The sequence below is a fragment of the Mycoplasma buteonis genome (assembly GCF_000733865.1).
In the GTDB taxonomy this organism is placed as follows: domain Bacteria; phylum Bacillota_I; class Bacilli_A; order Mycoplasmatales; family Metamycoplasmataceae; genus Mycoplasmopsis; species Mycoplasmopsis buteonis.
Genome location: NZ_JPOK01000006.1, coordinates 75,933 through 95,366 on the forward strand (window position 1 = coordinate 75,933; position 19,434 = coordinate 95,366).

The 19,434-nt window shown below is 26.3% G+C and carries 17 protein-coding genes; 6 read left to right on the forward strand and 11 right to left on the reverse strand.

From position 1 onward, the window contains the following. Positions 1-54 precede the first annotated feature (54 nt). The 5 genes from rsmA to pyrH form a co-directional block, all read right to left on the reverse strand. The gene (rsmA, locus tag EI91_RS01995) at positions 55-837 is read right to left on the reverse strand and encodes a 16S rRNA (adenine(1518)-N(6)/adenine(1519)-N(6))-dimethyltransferase RsmA (protein WP_036452496.1); all 783 of its coding nucleotides are present in this window, start codon (positions 835-837) and stop codon (positions 55-57) included. Continuing rightward, on the reverse strand, positions 827-1,639 hold the full coding sequence (locus EI91_RS02000) for a TatD family hydrolase (protein ID WP_036452499.1): 813 nt from the start codon (positions 1,637-1,639) through the stop codon (positions 827-829). The genes rsmA and EI91_RS02000 overlap by 11 nt, the downstream gene beginning before the upstream one ends. 1 nt (position 1,640) lies before the next feature. Continuing rightward, entirely contained in the window at positions 1,641-2,993 is a 1,353-nt protein-coding gene (mnmE, locus tag EI91_RS02005) for a tRNA uridine-5-carboxymethylaminomethyl(34) synthesis GTPase MnmE (protein ID WP_036452502.1), read from the reverse strand. A gap of 91 nt (positions 2,994-3,084) precedes the next feature. After that, complete coding sequence (gene frr, locus EI91_RS02010; protein ID WP_036452505.1) at positions 3,085-3,636, reverse strand: ribosome recycling factor; 552 nt, start codon at positions 3,634-3,636, stop codon at positions 3,085-3,087. Next, positions 3,636-4,352, reverse strand: coding sequence for a UMP kinase (pyrH, locus tag EI91_RS02015; protein ID WP_036452509.1), 717 nt, complete (start codon positions 4,350-4,352; stop codon positions 3,636-3,638). Before pyrH ends, frr begins: the two co-directional genes overlap by 1 nt. A gap of 204 nt (positions 4,353-4,556) precedes the next feature. On the opposite strand from pyrH, the gene EI91_RS02020 reads away from it, so the two are divergent. Both EI91_RS02020 and EI91_RS02025 read left to right on the forward strand, forming a co-directional pair. Then, complete coding sequence (locus EI91_RS02020) at positions 4,557-5,492, forward strand: Cof-type HAD-IIB family hydrolase (protein ID WP_036452511.1); 936 nt, start codon at positions 4,557-4,559, stop codon at positions 5,490-5,492. Between the two features lie 9 nt (positions 5,493-5,501). Beyond that, positions 5,502-6,197 (forward strand): ribonuclease HIII, encoded by a 696-nt coding sequence (locus EI91_RS02025; protein ID WP_036452514.1) that lies wholly within the window; start codon positions 5,502-5,504, stop codon positions 6,195-6,197. Between the two features lie 23 nt (positions 6,198-6,220). Here the strand turns inward: EI91_RS02025 and EI91_RS02030 are convergent, their stop codons facing one another. The 3 genes from EI91_RS02030 to EI91_RS02040 all read right to left on the reverse strand — a co-directional run bounded on the left by EI91_RS02030 (position 6,221) and on the right by EI91_RS02040 (position 10,418). After that, positions 6,221-8,032 carry an ABC transporter ATP-binding protein gene (locus tag EI91_RS02030; RefSeq protein WP_036452517.1) on the reverse strand — a complete coding sequence of 604 codons (1,812 nt, stop codon included), beginning with the start codon at positions 8,030-8,032 and terminating at the stop codon, positions 6,221-6,223. After that, on the reverse strand, positions 8,032-9,804 hold the full coding sequence (locus tag EI91_RS02035; RefSeq protein WP_036452520.1) for an ABC transporter ATP-binding protein: 1,773 nt from the start codon (positions 9,802-9,804) through the stop codon (positions 8,032-8,034). Before EI91_RS02035 ends, EI91_RS02030 begins: the two co-directional genes overlap by 1 nt. Before the next feature lie 92 nt (positions 9,805-9,896). Next, the gene (locus EI91_RS02040; RefSeq protein WP_036452522.1) at positions 9,897-10,418 is read right to left on the reverse strand and encodes a hypothetical protein; all 522 of its coding nucleotides are present in this window, start codon (positions 10,416-10,418) and stop codon (positions 9,897-9,899) included. Positions 10,419-10,454: 36 nt separating this feature from the next. Between EI91_RS02040 and EI91_RS02045 the strand changes: the two genes are divergently transcribed. From EI91_RS02045 to EI91_RS02055, 3 genes are all read left to right on the forward strand, one after another. Beyond that, positions 10,455-11,057 carry a ribonuclease HII gene (locus EI91_RS02045; protein WP_036452525.1) on the forward strand — a complete coding sequence of 201 codons (603 nt, stop codon included), beginning with the start codon at positions 10,455-10,457 and terminating at the stop codon, positions 11,055-11,057. After that, positions 11,057-11,785, forward strand: a complete 729-nt coding sequence (locus tag EI91_RS02050; RefSeq protein WP_036452528.1) for a hypothetical protein — start codon at positions 11,057-11,059, stop codon at positions 11,783-11,785. Before EI91_RS02045 ends, EI91_RS02050 begins: the two co-directional genes overlap by 1 nt. A 94-nt stretch (positions 11,786-11,879) precedes the next feature. Next, positions 11,880-14,006 carry an ATP-dependent Clp protease ATP-binding subunit gene (locus tag EI91_RS02055; protein WP_051789170.1) on the forward strand — a complete coding sequence of 709 codons (2,127 nt, stop codon included), beginning with the start codon at positions 11,880-11,882 and terminating at the stop codon, positions 14,004-14,006. A gap of 25 nt (positions 14,007-14,031) precedes the next feature. On the opposite strand, the gene EI91_RS02060 is transcribed toward EI91_RS02055, so the two are convergent. From EI91_RS02060 to EI91_RS02070, 3 genes are all read right to left on the reverse strand, one after another. Beyond that, complete coding sequence (locus tag EI91_RS02060) at positions 14,032-14,247, reverse strand: RNA-binding S4 domain-containing protein (RefSeq protein WP_036452530.1); 216 nt, start codon at positions 14,245-14,247, stop codon at positions 14,032-14,034. A gap of 10 nt (positions 14,248-14,257) precedes the next feature. Beyond that, positions 14,258-15,370: a DNA polymerase III subunit beta gene (locus tag EI91_RS02065; protein WP_036452533.1), complete on the reverse strand. Its 1,113-nt coding sequence runs from the start codon at positions 15,368-15,370 to the stop codon at positions 14,258-14,260. Between the two features lie 134 nt (positions 15,371-15,504). Further along, on the reverse strand, positions 15,505-16,935 hold the full coding sequence (locus EI91_RS02070; protein WP_036452536.1) for a DnaA ATPase domain-containing protein: 1,431 nt from the start codon (positions 16,933-16,935) through the stop codon (positions 15,505-15,507). 288 nt (positions 16,936-17,223) lie between these two features. On the opposite strand from EI91_RS02070, the gene EI91_RS02075 reads away from it, so the two are divergent. Continuing rightward, a complete protein-coding gene (locus EI91_RS02075; RefSeq protein ID WP_051789171.1) occupies positions 17,224-19,434 on the forward strand; it encodes an ATP-dependent DNA helicase in 2,211 nt (736 codons plus the stop codon).

Genomic DNA, 19,434 nt, shown 5'->3' on the forward strand with positions numbered 1-19,434 from the left:
AAATTCACAAATTAAAAAAAGCACAGGAACATCACAATGATGCACCGCACTTTTTTATTGATTAAGCAATTCGTAAAGGATTACAATTTCTTCTAGATCTAATTCTTGTATTCTTAAATTATCATTTTTATTCAGTTTTTGATACGCAAACGAAATTTGTTTTACTGAATATTTCGTTTTTAAAGAGTAAGACAATTTTTTTCTTCTAGCCAAAAAGCAAAGTTTAAAAAAATCTTGTAGTGCTTCTCAATCACTAGTTTGTTCTGAATTTTTAAATGTTAGCGAAATAATAGCCGAGTCAACTTTTGGTGCTGGAACAAAGCATTTTGCAGGCACAATAAATTCAATTTTACAATTTGCAAGATACTGTGAACTAACAGAAAGCTTTGAATAATCTTTTGAATTCTTTTTCGCTACAATTCTTTGAGCAACTTCTTTTTGAACCATAAGTAGTAATCCAGCGAACTTTTGCCGGTTTTGAAAAAGCTTAAACAAAATATCACTTGTAATGTAATAAGGAATATTAGCAATAACAAATGTGTTTTCAGGAATATCACTTAAATTAGCTTTTAAAAAATCTTGATGAATAAGTTTAAAATTATCTGCCTGGATTTCTTTGTTTAAAATTTCAACCATATCGGCATCAATTTCATAACAAATCACTTCTTTAGCGTCTTTAATGAGCTCTTTAGTTAAAGCACCTCTACCTGGACCTATTTCTAAAACATTATTATTTTGATAAGGAAAGACTTGCAGAATTTTGTTAATAATATTTTTATCATTTAAAAAATTTTGCCCAAATTGTTTTTTAGCAAATACTTCTTTTTTATTTTGCATCAGTAATCCTAAATAACGTACGTAAATTACGGTTTACTCTATCCACAAATTTTTCCATTGAAACTGATTTTAAACCAGCTAAATAATAAGATACATATAAAACTGTATTAGGCTCATTTGTTTCTCCGGTATATGGATGCACTCTTAAATAAGGTGAATCTGTTTCTGTCAAAATTCTATCTAATGGTAAAAATTTAATAACCTCTCTTGTTTGATCTGCAGAACCAAAAGTAGCTACACCACTAAATGAAAAATATAAATTTTTAAATGTTAAAAATTTTTCAGATCATTCTTTTGTTCCAGCGTAAGTGTGCAGCATAACTCTTAGATTTGGATATTTTTTCATAATTTGATAAAAATCTTGATACGCTTGTTCACTATCGTCTTTATCTCTTAAATGCACCACAACAGGTAAATCAAGTTTTAGAGCAAGCAAAATTTGACTTTCTAAACTTTTTAATTGAATTTCTCTGCTATTTTCTGTTTCATAAAAGTACTCTAATCCAATTTCACCGATCCCGACAACTTGATTATTAACAATTTTTTCAATTATTTCACCATCATTTTCGCTGAGCTTATCTTCTGGATGTAACCCTACACATGGTTTAACAATTTCTGGATATTTTTCCGCTAACTTTAGCGTTTCTAAATTTTCTTCTGCATGTCCTCCATTGACAATAAGAAACTCTAAACGATTATGTTTTGTAGCTAAAATAATTTCATCTAAAATTTCTTCATTTTTATAATATTTAAGACTTAAATGACAGTGGGCATCAATAAATTTGTTTCTTTTTTTACTCATATTACTTTCCTAAACAGAAATTACTAAACATAATGTCTAGTAAATCCTCTCTATTTACATTTCCTTTTATATTTTGTAATGAATCTCATGCTTCATATAAATCAATAATAATAACATCATAAGTTTGCTCATCGATTAAAGAATTATTTGCTTCCTCTAAACTCATTAAAGCTTTTTTGATTAAAGATAACTGACGTGCATTATTAAAAATTTTTTCATCCATAATATCAATGTTTTTGAAGTTTTCAACTAAAGCTTCTTCTAATGGTTCAATATCATTATTTATGGCTGAAATATGAATTAAATCTTGAGCTTCAATTAACTGTATATCTTTCTTGTTTTGGACTTTTAAGTAAAATTTTCCTAATTCCTTGGTTTTTTCTTCTATTTTTTTATCAAATTCATCTTTTGGTTGAGTTGGGTCAATAACATGAATCACCAAATCAGCTTGCTCTATTTGACCTAGCGATTTTTGTATACCAATTTGCTCAATTTTTTCATCTGTTTTTCTTAAACCAGCTGTATCGACCAGTTTAAATAACATCCCATCAATTTGATAACTAGCCTCAACTAAATCTCTTGTGGTTCCTGCAATATCAGTAACAATAGCTTTATCTTCGGCTAAAAGTGCATTAAGTATACTACTTTTACCTACATTAGGCTTTCCTAAAAGAGCAACCCTAACACCTTCAAAAATAAATCTAGCATCTTCTGAAACCTTAACAATATTACGCAGCTGTTTAATTAAGCTTTCAACTTTCTCTTGCATGATTTTAGTATCTAATTTTTCAACATCCTCATACTCAGGATAATCGATGTTAACTTCACAAAGACCAATTAAATATCCTAAATCATATAAAAATTGATCAATTAATCCAGAACTTTTGCCTTTAAAACGGTTAATTGATGCTTTTGCTTGTAAATTTGTTTGAGCAAAAATTAAATCATGAACTGCTTCAGCTTTAATTAAATCCATTTTCCCATTTAAGAAAGCTCTTCTTGTAAACTCACCTTTTTCAGCAAGGCGAGCACCATTTTTTAATAGTAATTCTAAAATGGTATTTGTTACCACAATCCCACCATGACAGTTAATTTCAACTAGTGGTTCACCCACATAATTATTAAAAACTTTTTGTCCTAACTTTTCTTTTCCCACAAATCACATTACGAGCACTTCATCAATCATTTCATTTTGATCATAAATATGTCCATATGTAATTTCGTGATCTTTACCAATTTTCCCTTTAAAAATTTTGCTTACAATACTAACTGCATCAGGTCCACTCACGCGTACAATCGAAATTGGTTGATTAATATGCATTCCAGAGCTAATTGCTGCTATATTATCATACATTTGAAACCATCCTTTTTAGCTTTATTAACTAATTATTATTATACATATTAAAAATTAGTTAATTTGAATAAAAAATGATGCTAGAGCATCATTATTTGTTCATTAATTCATCTTCTTTTTGTTTAACTAACTCAGAAATTACTGCTGTTTGTTTATCAACAAGTTTTTGAATTCTATCTAAATAATTTTTTTGCATATCTTCAGATAATTCTTCATCGTTTTTAATTGCTTTATTAGCATCTTGTCTTGCATTTCTAACTCCAACTTTTGCAGCTTCTGTAAATTTAGCAATGCTTTTTACCATTTCTCTACGTCTGTCTGTTGTTAAAGCAGGGAATGTTAAACGTACTTGGTTACCTTCATCAACAGGTGTAATTCCTAAATTTGCTTTATCAAGTGCTTTTAAAATTTCCTTTACTGATGTAATGTCGTAAGGTTTAATTAAAAGTTGTTGAGGTTCAGGTACACTGATGTTTACTAATTCATCAAGTGGTGTCATAACGTCGTAGTAATTTACCTTAATTCCCTTAATAATTTGTGGATTTGCACGTCCTGTTGAAATTTTAGACATTTCAAAACGATAATGCGAAATAGCTTTTTCACACTTATCTTCAAAATCTAATTGATATAAATCAAATTCCATTATTTAGTTACCTCCGTATGTTTAATTGTTCCTTCTAGTGCTCTTAAAATTGAGTTTTCTTCTAATAAATTAAACACAACTAATGTAATATTATTATCTCTCGCCATACTTGTGGCAGTTAAGTCCATAACTTGTAGACCTCTTTCAAGAACTTCATCATAAGTAATATGATCAAAACGTTGTGCGTCTTGATGAACTTTTGGATCAGCATCATAAATACCATCAATGTTATTTTTTCCCATCAAAATAACATCAGCACCAATTTCTGATGCATAAAGTGTTGCGGCTGTATCTGTAGTAAAGTACGGTCTACCTGTACCTCCGACAAAAATTACGACTTCACCTTCTTCTAAATATTTTAATGCTTTTTCGTTAATGTAGTATTCTGCTACTCTTTTATCAATATTTAAAGAACTTTGCACACGTGCTTTAAGTCCAGCGTGTTCAAAACCACTACGTAAAGCTAATCCATTCATGATAGTTGCTAACATACCAATATAATCAGCTCTATTTCTTGGAATACCATTTTTTTCAGCAGAAGCACCTCTTCAAAAGTTACCACCACCAATCACAATTGATACTTGAATTCCTTGTGCAACAACTTCTTTTAGTTGTTTTGCAATTTTAGAAACAAGCTCATAATCAATTGCTAAATGTTTTTCTTTATTTGCAAAACCTTCACCTGAAAGCTTAAGCAAAATTCGTTTATATTTCATATTTCTCCTTAACGAAGTAATTTTATACTATGAAAATTTTACCTAAATACCATAAAAAAATATCAAAATATTAAAGAATAATTAATTTTTATATAAAAATAGATTCTGCAACAATATGGAAATGTAACCATAAAAGTTAAAATAATATATAATTTATAAACTAAAATGACTACATAACTAGCTTTAAAGTCAAAAAGGAGACTTATGAAAAAAGACGAACTTAGAAACTCAGAAACAAAAAAAGAAAGATACCTTTTTGCAATTGATTTAGATGGTACAACATTAAAATCAAGTGCCACAGGTCAAATTCACGATCAAACTGTAGCTGCAATTAAACGTGCAACCGATGAAGGGCACGTAGTTTGTGTTCTTACAGGACGTCCATGAAGAAGTACAAAATTTATTTACGAAGAATTAGGTTTAAAAACAGTTGTTTCAAACTATAATGGTGCTCACATTCACCACCCTTATGATGATGCATTTATTCCATACATTAAATATTTAAATCTTAACGAAGCACTTTACGTACTTGGTGATCCAAAAGTAAGCGCTGAAGTATCAAATATCGCAATTGAAGGACCAGATTGAGTGCAATTGCAACACAGAGATGCTGATTTAGAAAAAGTTTTTGGATTTGATACATCTTCTAACCTTAAAATTGGTTTAGATTTTCACAAATTACCATTAATGCCAACAGGAATTATTTTTGACGTTAAAAAAACAACTAATGTTGAAGAACTTAGACAATACCTTAAAAGACGTTATGGAGATTTAGCTGAATTCTCATACTGATCAAAAGGTGAAGGGCTTTCTCCTGTTTTCGATATGACAAATATTACAGCTAATAAAGGTAAAGCACTTAGCATGCTTATTCGTTACTACGACATCGATGTTAAAAATACCATTGCTTTAGGTGATGGATTTAACGACGTTCCAATGTTTAAAGTTGCAAATATCTCGGTTGCTATGTCAAACGCATCAAAAGATGTTAAAAAATACGCAACAATTAGATGTGGTAAAACTAACAAAGAAGGTGGAGTTGGATGATATATTAATAAATTCCTTGATAATCCACAAGCAGAAATTGAAAAATCAATTTTAAGAGCTAAAAAAGTTGCAAAATTTACTGAAGAAGAATAAAATCTTATTATGAGAATTTTAGATAATTTAGAAAATATTGATTTAGCAAATTTACAAGTAGCAGGAGTTGATGAAACAGGAGTTGGTGATTACTTTACACCTTTAATTTCTTGTGCAGCTTATTTACCTACGAATTTGTATGATTGAGCAATTAGCTTGGGTGTTGATGATTCTAAAAAATTAACAGAAAAAGAAATCTTAAAAATAGCACCAAAATTAATAAATCACATTCCTTATGGAATCTATAAATTATCACAATCAGGTTATAATAAATTGTCACAAAATTATAATGCAAATGAATTAAAGTTTTTTACTCATCAAAAAGCTTTAAATTTATTGATTAATCGTAATAATGCATTTCAATTCGTAATCGTAGATCGTTATTCTACAATTAATTCAATTAATAAATACTATAAAAAAATTGTTTTAGAAGATAACTGAGCACAGTTGCACGATTTAGATTTAGCTATTGCTTTCGTAACAAAGGCCGAATCAATCAATTTATCTGTTGCTTGTGCATCAATTATTGCACGCTATTACCTAATCAAACATATGGAAGATCAAAAGAAGGAATGAAATTTTGACTTCCCGCTTGGTGCAAGTTTAGAAACTCAAAAAACAGTTTTAGAATTTGAAAAACTACATGGTAAAAAAGCATTAAACGAGGTTTGCAAAACAAACTTTAAATTAAAAGTCAAAGCTTAGTGCTTTGACTTTTATTTTGCTTATTAATCGTTAAAACCACTTTGGTATAAGCTATGGTAGTATCCTTTTTGATTGAGTAACTCTTGGTGCGTTCCTTTTTCAATAATTTCACCGTGATTAATAACTAAAATTTGATGTGCATCAATTATAGTGCTTAATCTATGCGCGATAATTAGCATTGTTTTATTTTTCATTAAATAATTTAGTGTGTTTTGAATTTTTTGTTCTGTTATTGTGTCTATATTTGCTGTAGCTTCATCCATGATAATAATTTGTTTCCCAGAGACTAAAGCTCTGGTAATTGAAAGTAGTTGTTTTTGTCCTTGTGATAAATTAATTCCGTTATGTTGAATAACTGTCTCGTATCCCTTAGGAAGTGAATTTATATACTCATCTATTTGTGTTAGCTTGCAAATTTCTTTAATTTGTTCTTCGCTTAATTTAGGATTAACTATTTTTAAGTTATTTAAAAAGGTATCCTCAAATAAAAATACATCTTGTGAAATGATCGCAATATTTTCACGTCAAGATTTTTCAGTTATATCTTTTGCATTTTGATTATCAATATAAATGTTACCAGTTGTTGCACTGTAATATTTAGCTAAAAGTTTTGCGATAGTACTTTTCCCACACCCTGTATGACCAACAAGTGCTAAAGTATTACCTACTTTGATTTGGAAATTAACATTTTTTAACACTTTAATATCTAAATTAAGCGGATATGAAAAACTAACATTATCAAAATTAATTTGTCCTTCTTTAACTTTTAAATCAGTTAATCTAGGATCTAAATCAACGCTTTCTAAGTCTAAAATCCTTTTAATTCTATCTCATGAAGCAAGTCCGTTTTGCATCGTGCTAGAAAAATCAATAATAGCCATAATTTGATTTGTTAAAGTACTAATGTACATTGAAAACGAAGTTATTACTCCAAAATTAAAAGCTACAATTCCATAAGAAGGGATGTCGTGCAAGTAAAAATAAGTTGCTAACGCAATAATGATTAATTTGTTAATAACGTGAATAAAATTATATGTAGGACGCATAACATGTCAAAAAAGAACTGATTTTCTACCAGCATCTCTTTCTGCTAAGCTATATTTTTCGAAACTTTTTAAAATTTTATTATGTTGTTGATGAACTCTAACCAGAGGTAACACATCTAAAACTTCTTCTAAATAACCATTATAAGCTCCAAAAGCATTTTGTGCTTTACGGAAGTACGCTCTTGTTTTACCAATAATTTTAAGAAAAATAATTGCACTTAAAGGGATAATTACTATTGAAATTAAAGCTAAAACAGGTGCATATAAAAACATTAAAGTTAAAGTAAAAACGAAAGTAAAAATAACTCTTAAAACACTTGACACAATATTTGAAATAGAATCACTAATATTTTGAGTGTCATTGCTTATTGCAGCCATTAAATCACCTGTTTTTTCATTTTCAAAAAAACTCATTGGCAAGCTTTGGATTTTTTCATAAATTTCTTTACGAAGTAAAAAAGAATATTTATTAAAAATTTTGCCTAAAATTAAGTTATTTAAAATATTAATCAGAACATTAAAAAGATAAAATAAAATCAAAACAGCTAAAATTATGAGATAAAACACAAAATTCTTTTCTCAAGTTTGCTCAAAATTCACAGCATTGAAAAAGTAATTTACCAATCATCCGGTTAATCAAGAAATTGCAGCTCCTACAGCCGCTGAAAAAAATAATAAAGTTATTAATGCAACTCAGTTCTTTTTAGTAAATGGAACAAGCTTAAAAATATCTCTTAAATCTTTAAATTTAAACTTTTGAGGTTCTTGTTGCAAGTTAAATCTTCTCATTATGATTCCTTTTGTGATTTGTAAATTTCTTGATAATAACTATTATTTTTTAATAAATCTTCATGCGTTCCTTCACCAACTAATTTACCTTTATCTAAAACCAAAATTTTGTCTAATTTTTGAATAGATTTGATTCTTTGAGCAACAACTACTAGAGTAATATTCTTGAAGTTATTTAAAATATTTTGACGAACTTGATAATCTGTTTTATTATCTAAAGCACTCGTTGTATCATCTAAAATCAAAATTTTAGGTTCCTTTGCTATTCCTTGTGCAATAGCAACGCGTTGCTTTTGCCCACCGGATAAATTAATTCCGTGTTGTCCAATAATTTGATTAGTTTTTGTTTCATATTCATTAATAAAGTCAGCTGAAGCAATTTGAATAAATTTATCGCTATCAAAATTGTCTTCGTTTTCTAGTGCGAAACTTAGATTATTTGAAATACTTCCACTAAGTAACATTGGTTTTTGAAACACAGCCGAAATATTTCCATAATAATTTTCGGTGTCTATTTCATTGATATTTTGGTTATCAATGTAAATACTTCCATTTTGAGGTAAAACTTCACGCAACAACAGATTTGTTAATGTGCTTTTCCCACTTCCCGTTTTACCAATAATACCTACAGAAGTATTAGCAGGAATACTAAAAGATAAATTATCGATAACTTTGTTATTCGGATTATCTCTATATGCAAAAGTTACATTTTTAAATTCAATTTTTCCGTTTTTTATTTTTCTATCACTAACAACTTTAGATATACTTGACTCAATATTTTGTAATTCAAAAACTCTTTTAGAACTAACTCCAGCTCGAAAAAGTTTATTAGATTCAAAACAAATTTGAAAAACTCCAAAAGAAATCATTTGTAAATATGAACCAAATAAAAAAGCGTTACTTACATAAGTTCCGATATTAGCGTTAGTAAATTTTGCTGCTGTTAAACCTAAAATTAGGTAAACAATAACATTACCAAAAGATACAGCAAAATTAATTAAAGGTCAGGCAGTTCCTGAAATTTTAATAGACTTTCATCCAATATCAAATAATTCGTTGTTTTCTTTTTGATACTCATTTGCTCTAAAACTTTCTAAGTTGTAAGCTTTAATTAGCTCTATTCCATTGATATCTTCTTTTGCTCTTGCGTTTAATTTATCTAAAACAATGTTTTCTTTTCGATAATAAGGAAAAATTTTACGTATTGCAAAAACTGAACCAATAAAGAAAAAAGGTAAAGTTATTAAAATAGCAATTGATAAGCTTAAACTAGTTAGTAAAGCGAAAATAAAACCTCAGACAAGTAAAAATAAACCATTAGCAAAAGAACGACACAAAACAAAGAAACCACCATTAATTTTATTAATATCATTTCCAAAACGAGTAATTATAGTTGCATAAGTAATTTCTTCAACATCTTCTTTACTTAAAGTAATTAATTTTTTAAATAAATTCATTCTAATAATATGTCTAATATGACTAATTGTATATTCACTAAGCCGCATTGAAGCAAAGTTAAAAATTAATTCAAAAAAACCTGCAAGAACTGTCAAAATAACTAAAAATCAAACAACTTCAATTGTTTGTGGATGAATTTTTCACATCAAAATTTCAACATAATCTATTTTTTGAGAAGCATCACTAATTCAAATAAATTGCTTTATAAATTGAGGAATTATCATAGCGAAAAAACTCGGAAAAATAGAGATAAAAAAGCACAAAAATATCCGAATTCTAGTTGTCTTCGGTAAGGTTTTAAATAGCTGTCACATATGTAAAATTATAAATTTTTTTAGTTAAGAAAAATCCATTTTAACAAATAAAAAGCTTTTTCATGCTCCAGCAAGAAAAAAAGAATTAAACTTTAGTTTAATTCTTTCATCAAATATTGACCATCATAAGGACAAAGTATTTTTTTAGTTTCTGGATTAACATCTAAAATATCGTACCCTAGTAAACTTCTTGTGTATGGTTCTTTACCAAGAAATTCTAATGTTAAATGCTGCATATGTGAAATCTCTGCTTTTTCTTCATTAAAAAAGAACTCTTTTTTATAAACAGGGACAACTGATAAAGAAAAATTTAATAAAATGTTCTTTTGTAGCATTTCTATTTCATTCTCTTTAAAAAAATTATAAATTTCATCATACAACTCTTTTATAGTTAAAATAACTTTTTCATCTGCTTCATCTAGATTTTTATCAACATTCTTTTTCATATAATCAAAATAGAATTTTTGAAAATTTTCTCATTTTAATAGATTGATTTGTTTTGTTTTAATCATTTCTAAAAAAAATCTAACTTGCACATTTATATCCAAATCACCGAAAAAAAATTGGTAGGTTTTGCGGCATCTTTCACATTGAGCTTCTACTGTATTAATCATAATTTAATTTTATCAATATATTTATATAATTAAAATATGCTAGATTATGAAATAAAAAATAATTTTTTACACTTGAATGTTATTGGTTTGGATGAAGCCGGTCGCGGAGCTTGAGCAGGTCCTGTTGTAGTCGCTGGTTGTGTCTTAAACTTAACCAAAAAATATCACGAAAAAATAAATGATTCTAAAAAATTAAATGAGAAAGACAGACAAGAATTGTCAATTTGGATAAAAACAAACGCAAAAGCCTACTCAATTAAATTTATTAATTCAGATATAGTTGATCAAATTGGTCCAAAAAAAGCTTCCCAACTAGGAATGCAACAATGCCTTACAGAAATAATTAGTCAATTACAGTTAGATGTTGTTATTACAGATTTTGAAAAAATAGATACCAGTTTACCTTTACACAATTTAATTAAAGGTGATCAAAAATCAATTAATGTGGCTGCTGCAAGCATTCTTGCTAAAGTAGCGCGTGATAATTTTATGATTGAAAAATCATCGGAATTATTTTCATTTCATAAACACAAAGGATACGGAACTAAATTGCACCAAGAAGAACTTTTAAAAAATGGAGTTTCGCAGTTACACCGAAAGTCTTATGCACCAATTAAAAAAATATTGAAAGGAATATAATGCAATACGTTATTTTAGTTTGAGCTATAATTTCTCTTTTTACTTTATATTATTTAGAAATAATTCGAGAAGTTAAATTTTTATATAAATCAGGTTTATATACAAAAAATATAAAAAGAAGGATTTGAAAAAAATTTAATGTTTTATGAATTTCAATCATCATCACCATATCTTTAATGATTCCTTATTTAATTATTATGATAAATTATTTTAATTCAAATGAAGCACCGCAAGATTTTGATAAAGTTATTTGATTAACTCCAATTATTATTTTAGGATTTTCATCTCTGATTTGAATCTATGTTTTAATTTCATTTTTCATTTTTATATCAAAAATGAAAAATAACTTCAAAATAAAATTAGTTGATTATCAAAAATTTAGTTTAGAAGAAACTAACATTTCATTTGATTTCAAAAATTCTTATATTTTAAAAAAAATTAGAAATTTTAAATCTATTGAAATTGATTTACCAAGTCATATTAGAACTGCGTTAGCGTTTAAAAAGCGTGAATCTGACGCTTACTATGAACAAATTGTTTTTTCTTTAATCACTTATTTATCTTGATGTCCTGTTTCAAATTCAAACACAGATTTTTACGAAGTAAAACCCGAAAATTTAGAAAAATCAGTTTTATTTATACTAAAATACTTTTTTAAAACATATCAAAAAGAATTAAAAATTAATTTATTTAAGTATGAAGCAGCGATTAAAAAAGTATTAAATTAATTAGCTTTTGCTAATTTTTTTATTTTAATTATTTTTAGCAATCTATTTGATAGAGTGCTAAAATTAATATATAAGAAAGTTGGAAGGGAGAATTATGAATGCAAGTTGAGAACCAAATGAAAGTGCTTTAAAAAAGTATGGACGTAATTTAACTAATTTAGCTAAAGAAAATAAATTAGAACCAGTGATAGGTAGAAGCGAAGAAATTCGTAGAATGATTCGAATTTTAAGTAGAAAAACTAAAAACAACCCAGTCCTTATCGGTGAACCTGGAGTAGGGAAAACAGCAATAGTCGAAGGTTTAGCAATTAAAATTCTAGAAGGTCAAGTACCAGAAAATTTAAAAAATTCTGAAGTTATAGAACTTGATTTAGCATCTTTAATTGCAGGAGCTTCTTATCAAGGTGAATTTGAAAAAAGATTAAAAGAAGTTTTGAAAGCTGTTGAAGAATCTAAAAATGAAATCATTTTATTTATTGATGAAATTCACATGTTAATCGGAACTGGTAAAACAGGTGCAGATTCTGGTATGGACGCCGCAAACATTATCAAACCTTTAATGGCTCGTGGTTTATTACACTTAATCGGAGCAACAACTTATGATGAATATCGTAAATACATTGAAAAAGATGCAGCTTTAGAACGGAGAATGCAAAAAATAGATATAAACGAACCTAGTGTAAGTGACACAATAACTATTTTGCGTGGAATTAAATCTAGACTAGAACAATTTCATAAAGTAAAAATAGATGATGATGCTTTAATCGAAGCTGCTAATTTATCTAATCGTTATATTACTGATAGATTTTTGCCAGACAAAGCGATAGATTTAGTTGATGAAGCAGCAGCAACAATTAAAACTGAAATGAATTTTAAACCGGAATTATTAGAAAAAGCTCAACAAGAAAAAATAACTTTAGAAGTTGAAAAAGCAGCTTTAATTTCTAATAAAGAAAAACATAACAATGAAAAAATAAAAGAATTAGAAAATAAACTAGAAAAATTAAATTTAAAAATTAATCAATTAAATAAAAAATGAAATTATGAGAAAGAGCAATTAAATTTAATTGCTAAAATTCAAAAAGAAATTGATGAATTAAATTTTAAAATGAATAATGCTCAAAATGATGGTAATTATGAATTAGCATCAAAAATAAAATATAGTTTAATACCTAACAAAGAAGAAGAATTAAAAAAATTAAATGATAATAAAAACTTATCAGATTCTTTAATTAAAGATTTAGTGACTAAAGAAGATATTGCTCAAATTATTTCTAAATGAACAAAAATACCGCTTAACAAACTTCTAGAAACAGAAAAAAATAAGTTATTGAGTATGGAAGAAAACCTAAATAAAGTTTTAATTGACCAACAAGAAGCTATCAAGCTAGTTTCAAACGCAATTATTAGAACAAAAGCTAATATTAACGATCCAGATAGACCACTTGCAAGCTTTCTGTTTTTAGGTCCTACAGGTGTCGGGAAAACAGAGCTAGCTAGAAAATTAGCATATGAGCTTTTTGATAACGAAAAACAAATGATAAGACTAGATATGAGTGAATATATGGAAAAACATTCAGTTTCTAAAATTATCGGTTCTCCTCCTGGTTACGTTGGATATAACGAAAGCGGTACTTTAGCAGAAAAAATTAGAAAAAATCCTTATACAATTTTATTACTTGATGAAATAGAAAAAGCACATAGTGAAGTAACAAATGTTTTTTTACAAATTTTAGATAGTGGTAAGTTTACAGACTCATCTGGTAAACTTGTTAATTGTAAAAATTTAATTATCATTATGACTTCTAATTTAGGAGCATCAGAAATTTTAAGAAATCAAAAACCTTTAAAAAATAATGTTATTAGAAAAATTTTAAATTCATTTTTTAAGCCTGAATTTATAAATAGAATTGATGAAATAATTCAGTTTAATCCATTATCTAAGGAATCTTTAAATAAAATTATTACTTTAGAACTAGATAAATTAAATAAAAGAATTTATCAATCAAAAAATATAAAAATATCATTTGATAATTTGTCTATTAATAAAATTTTAAGTGAGTCATATGACCCAGAATATGGAGCACGTCCTATTAAAAGATACATTCAAAAAAATATTGAAAATTTAATTGCTTTACACATTATTAATGGTGATTTAATTAATGAACATCAATATATTTGTAGGGTAATTAATAATAAATTTTCTCTTAAAACAATATAAAAAAGCAAGTTTAAGCTTGCTTTTTTTATTCTTCTAATGCTTCAATTTTAATTAATGTATCGTTTACTCATACAATATCGCCAGGACGAATTTTGCTTGTTCGTCCTTTTGCGGGTTCACCATTTATTTTGACAGAGTTATATTCTAGAAAAGATTTTGCTGCACCACCTGTTTGAATTTCGTCTATTTTTTTTAAAAATTGACTTACTTTAATAGATTCACCTTTAATTTTTATAATCATATTTCCCTTTCTAGTATCTTCTTAATGGAGTAATTAATTGTTTGTTATTTGTATCGTTTTCAGCTGTGAAAAGTAAACGATCATATTTATCACTAATTCTTATTATTATTTTACCATTTTCTAATGTACTAATTGCGTCTTTTAAATAAAGATAATCTAAATCTATCTCAAAATCAGGTCCTTCTAATTCATAATTTACGGTGTGAGCTTTTGCTGATCCTATTTCAGGAACTTCAAAATTTAAATTTATACCAGCTTGAGAAAAATTAAATTCTAATCTTCTTGATTTTTCACTGTTTATAAACAATGCTTTATTAATTAGATTATTAAGTTCTGTTTTATCAATTTTAATAACATTTTTAATACCAAAATCAAAAAGTCTTGTTGTATCGATATATTTAATTGATGTTAAATTAACTTGAATTATTGTATTTTCATATGAAATACCTAATTTTGATGTATTAAAAAATACAAAAATTTTCTTAGGTGTTTCTTTTGTAATTATTTTCTTAAGAGCTTTAGCTTCTATAACAACATCTATATTAATAGGTAATAAAGTTTTGAGTACTTCTGTTGACATTCTGTATGAATCTGTTGCACTAAAACGAATTCCTTTTTCTTCACCTTTTAAATGAACACATTTATACATAATTGAATTTAATTTATCTGAGGCTAATGAGGTAGAAACACAAACGTCATTTACTATTCTATCCATATCTTTTGAATTAACTTCAAATTTATTATAAGAATCATTAAAATCAACAATAAAAAAGTTAGGATCTTGATATGTTGCTAATTCAAATTTTGTCAATCCTTCATAAATTAAAATAGTTTCATTCAATGTTTCAAAAGTAATATATCTATCAAATTTCTTTATAACATTTTTTAAAATAGTTGCATTTAAAATAATTCTTCCTGATGTTTCTAATTTAATATCTGCTTCATCAACTTCGAATTCTTTCTTAGCTGTAAATGAATTAGTATTAACAATAAATTTTAAAGAGCTTGAATCTATTTCTAAACCTATATTTTTTCCTGAATGATTAACATCACCTAAATCTACATATGTGTAAAGAAAATCAACAGCTGTTTCAATAACTTTTTTTGAAATGATAAATTTCATAATTGTCTCCTAAATAATAAATATATATTGTGGATATGTGGATAAAAATCTAAAAAGTTATAAAAATTTAGTTTTTTATTCAAAAAATAACCTTTTTAATTCATTTTGCTTGTTGATAATTAACTAATAACTAGCTAATTTATCCCGAAAATTTTTTCTTTTAAGTAGCTCATAGCTTTAATAGTTGACTGATCTACATTTTCATCTTTGTATTTTTTAAGTGCATTTAAAACTGTTGAATGATCTCTATGAAAATATTTTCCTATTTCAGTTGATGAAAAATTTAGCACTTGAGAAAACATATTCATAGCTATATGTCTTGCAATAACGATGTTAGCTACTCTTGATTTTCCTAGAATATCTTTTGTAGTTACAGCATAATATTTAGCCACAGTTTTTAGAATAATTTCTGGAGTAATATTTTCTTTACCTTTAACAACATCTTTGAAAGCATTAACGATAACACCATAAACGTAATCTGCATTTATAATATCTTTTTTATAATAATTGATTCTTTTTACAGCTCCACTTAAAGCCCTAACACTAGATGAATGATTTCTAACAATGAATTCTTTTGATTTATCATCCAAAGTTTCTTTTTTAATTTCACATGAATCTAGTAAAAAATCTAAAATTTTATTTAAATCTCGATCGCTAGGTGTTTTAATTTTTGTAATAAATCCTGAACTAAATCTTGTTATTAAACGATTATCAAACATATTAGAAAGTTCATTTATTTCACTTTCACAAGCAATAACAGTAGGTTTATCTTTTTGCATTCTACCGTCAATTATTTGAAAAATAAAGTTTTTTGTAGCTTTTTTTTGACCATCTCCAAAAATTTGAAAATCATCAAACAATACTAAATCTAACTCGCAATAATATTTGATAATTTTAGATATTTTAATTTGATTATTTTCTTGCAATAAAGCAGCAATATCTCTTGCAAAATTGGTTGGATTAATATAAGTAACCCTTTTACCTTGTTTAATAAATTCGTTACCTAAAGCTTGCAATAAATGTGTTTTACCATACCCTGATTTACTAGAAATATAAATAATTGGTAAATCCATTTTATTAAATGCTAGTTGTTTACAAATTCTAATAGCTTCACTGTTAAACTCGCTTTCAACATAGTTATCAAATTGATAATTTTGGTTGAAATTTGAATGAATTGTATTGTTTTTTTGATTTTTTTCTGTTTTTAAAATATTAATTTGTTCACTATTAGGAATTTCTGTTTTAGAAATTTCTTTTTCATATTCAATAATCTCTTTATCTACAATTTGATATTGAATGCCTGAACCGAAAATCTGTTTAATTGCTTTATTAATATTGTCATCAAACATAACTTTAATCTTATTTGTAAAATTTGGAGTAGCAACTTTTACTAATATAGTTACTATGTTATTTTGAAAACGAATTATTTTTACATTTTTAAAAAATGTTTGATACATCATATTATCATTTATTTCGTTTTGCATAAATTCTTTAAATTGTTCTGTATATGAATTTAAAGAAGCGTTTGTGTTTAATAAAGTCGTATTTTGATCAATGTTACTCATGTAATAATTTTATTATTTTATTTAGTTTAAAATTAATAATTTATATAAATAATTTATTAAGTTAATTTTTAAATTTTTATTCACAACTTTTATACCTACAAAATAGATATAAAGCATATTTATACACATAGTAAAAAAATTGTTAATAAGTATGTTTAAAATATGTTTATTAAAGTTGTGGAAAATTATTTTAATAAACATAAGTTATACACACTTTATTAACATATAAAATTCTTTATTTTTACTTAAAATTACACATTTTTAAAATTGATATAATTAATAATAATTATGAGAACAGAAGTAGAAAAATATAAAGGTGTTTTTATAAAAATTTTTAAACAAGAAGAAAACAAATGAGCACTTATGTGTTTCCAAGATACCAAAAAAAATCAAACAATGACAGTGTTTTGTACAGGGTACACTCCCAAATTAAGAACTAACTATGAAATAGAAGTTACGGATAATTCTTCAAAATATAAAAACAGTAAAAGACTAGTTAAATATGTACCTTGCTTAGAAGAGGTTACTGAAATTAATTGAGAAGATTTTTTTTCAAAAAATATTTCTGGTGTAGGTAAAAGAACTGCACAAATAATTAATGATGAATTTGGATACAAAGTTTTTGATTTAATTAATGATTTAGACACGAATAGAGAATATCTTTTAAAATTTATGTCGGAAAAACAACTTCAAGGTTTTTTGCAGTTTTATTCTGAAAAAAATAATCGTGATTTAGTTAAAAGTCTAACTCAAAATGGACCTGAAAATAATGAGAATATTAAGTTTTTTTATGAACATAATTTAATTGATTTATATGAATTTCTTAACAACACTTTTGAAATTAAAAATTTTGTCGAATACTATAAAATGAATAATCCGTATAACTTGTATTTAACTTATAATTTCGATCTTTTTAAAATAGATAATTTTGCAATTTTACTTGGTTGAAACCCTAAATCTATTCAGCGTTTTAAAGCTTTTTTACATAAAGTTATGAAAGATTTAGAAGAAGATAATTCAACGATTATTAATTCAAAAGAAGTTGCAACAAATTTGCTTAGCTACATCGACATGGATTTTGATTTTTTTCAAGACATGATTACACAGCAAATTCAAAATGATTTTATTAAAACTAAATGAATTGATGGTAATTTGTACTTTACCCTTACTAGCACATACGAAAAAGAAGAGTTTATATCTAAAACTTTAAAAAACATCCAAAAAAATTCATCTTTTTTGCTAAAAAGTTTAAACTTAGATACTTTAAATAAACTATCAGAGCAACAAAAAGAAGCTTACAATTCTTTTTTAACTCAAAATGTTTTAGTTATAACTGGTGGACCAGGAACAGGAAAAAGTTTTTTAATAGAAAAAATTAAAAATACATTAAATGAAAATGGGTACAAAAATGAAAAAGAATATGTAATTCTTGCACCAACAGGTCGAGCTGCTACTAATGTTAGCTCTAAAATTAATGCAAAAGTCAAGACAATTCATAGCTTTTTAAAAATTAAAGATGATGATGAGCCAGAACAAGAAGATGAAGATCGTGATTTAATTAAAGTTTTAATTATTGATGAGTTTTCAATGGTTAATTTAAATATTTTTTATAAATTATTGGCAAATTTACCAAACTTAAAGAAAATAGTTTTAATTGGTGACGTTGATCAATTACCTGCAATTGGTCCAGGTAATTTATTAAGCGATATTATCAATGCGAATTTATTTGAAACAAAATATTTATATGATTTTTTCAGAAGCGATTCGAAAGAAATTTGACAACATTTTAATAATATTAAAATGCAAAAGGCACCACTTTTTAGTGATGGTGTAGTAGAACTACTTAACTTTGATACTTTAGATTCAAAAAATAAAATATTAAAGCTTTACGAAAATTCAGTTAAAGAATTTGGTTTAAAAAATACTATTTTACTTGCTCCAATGTATAAAGGTGCAGATGGATTAGTTATCTTAAATAATTTAATTCAAAGTAAAATTAATCCAGATGCAAAAGAGGTGTATAAAAGTAAACGCTTAGGGACAGATGTTGTTTATAAAATAAATGATCGGGTAATGCAAACGGAAAATAGAATTGGTGATGAAGTTTTCAATGGTGATTTTGGAACAATAATAGATGTTAAAAATAATCCTTTCAAAAAAAGTGATAAAAAAATCGTGGTAAGTTTTACTAATGAATTTACAAATATTACAAAATACATTGAATATAGTGAAAGAGAATTTAGAGAGCAGATTATTTTAGGTTACGGTGTTACAGTACATAAATTTCAAGGTAGCGAAATTGATAATGTGATGTTTTTAGTTCATCCTTCACATAGATTTATGCTTACTAAAAAAATGCTTTATACAGCCACATCCAGAGCTAAACAAAAGCTGACAATTATTACACCAAATGAAGATTTTTATCGAGATTTATTAATATATCCTGAACGAAAAAAAGAAAATATTTATACTAATTTACTAAATTTATTGAAGGAGTAA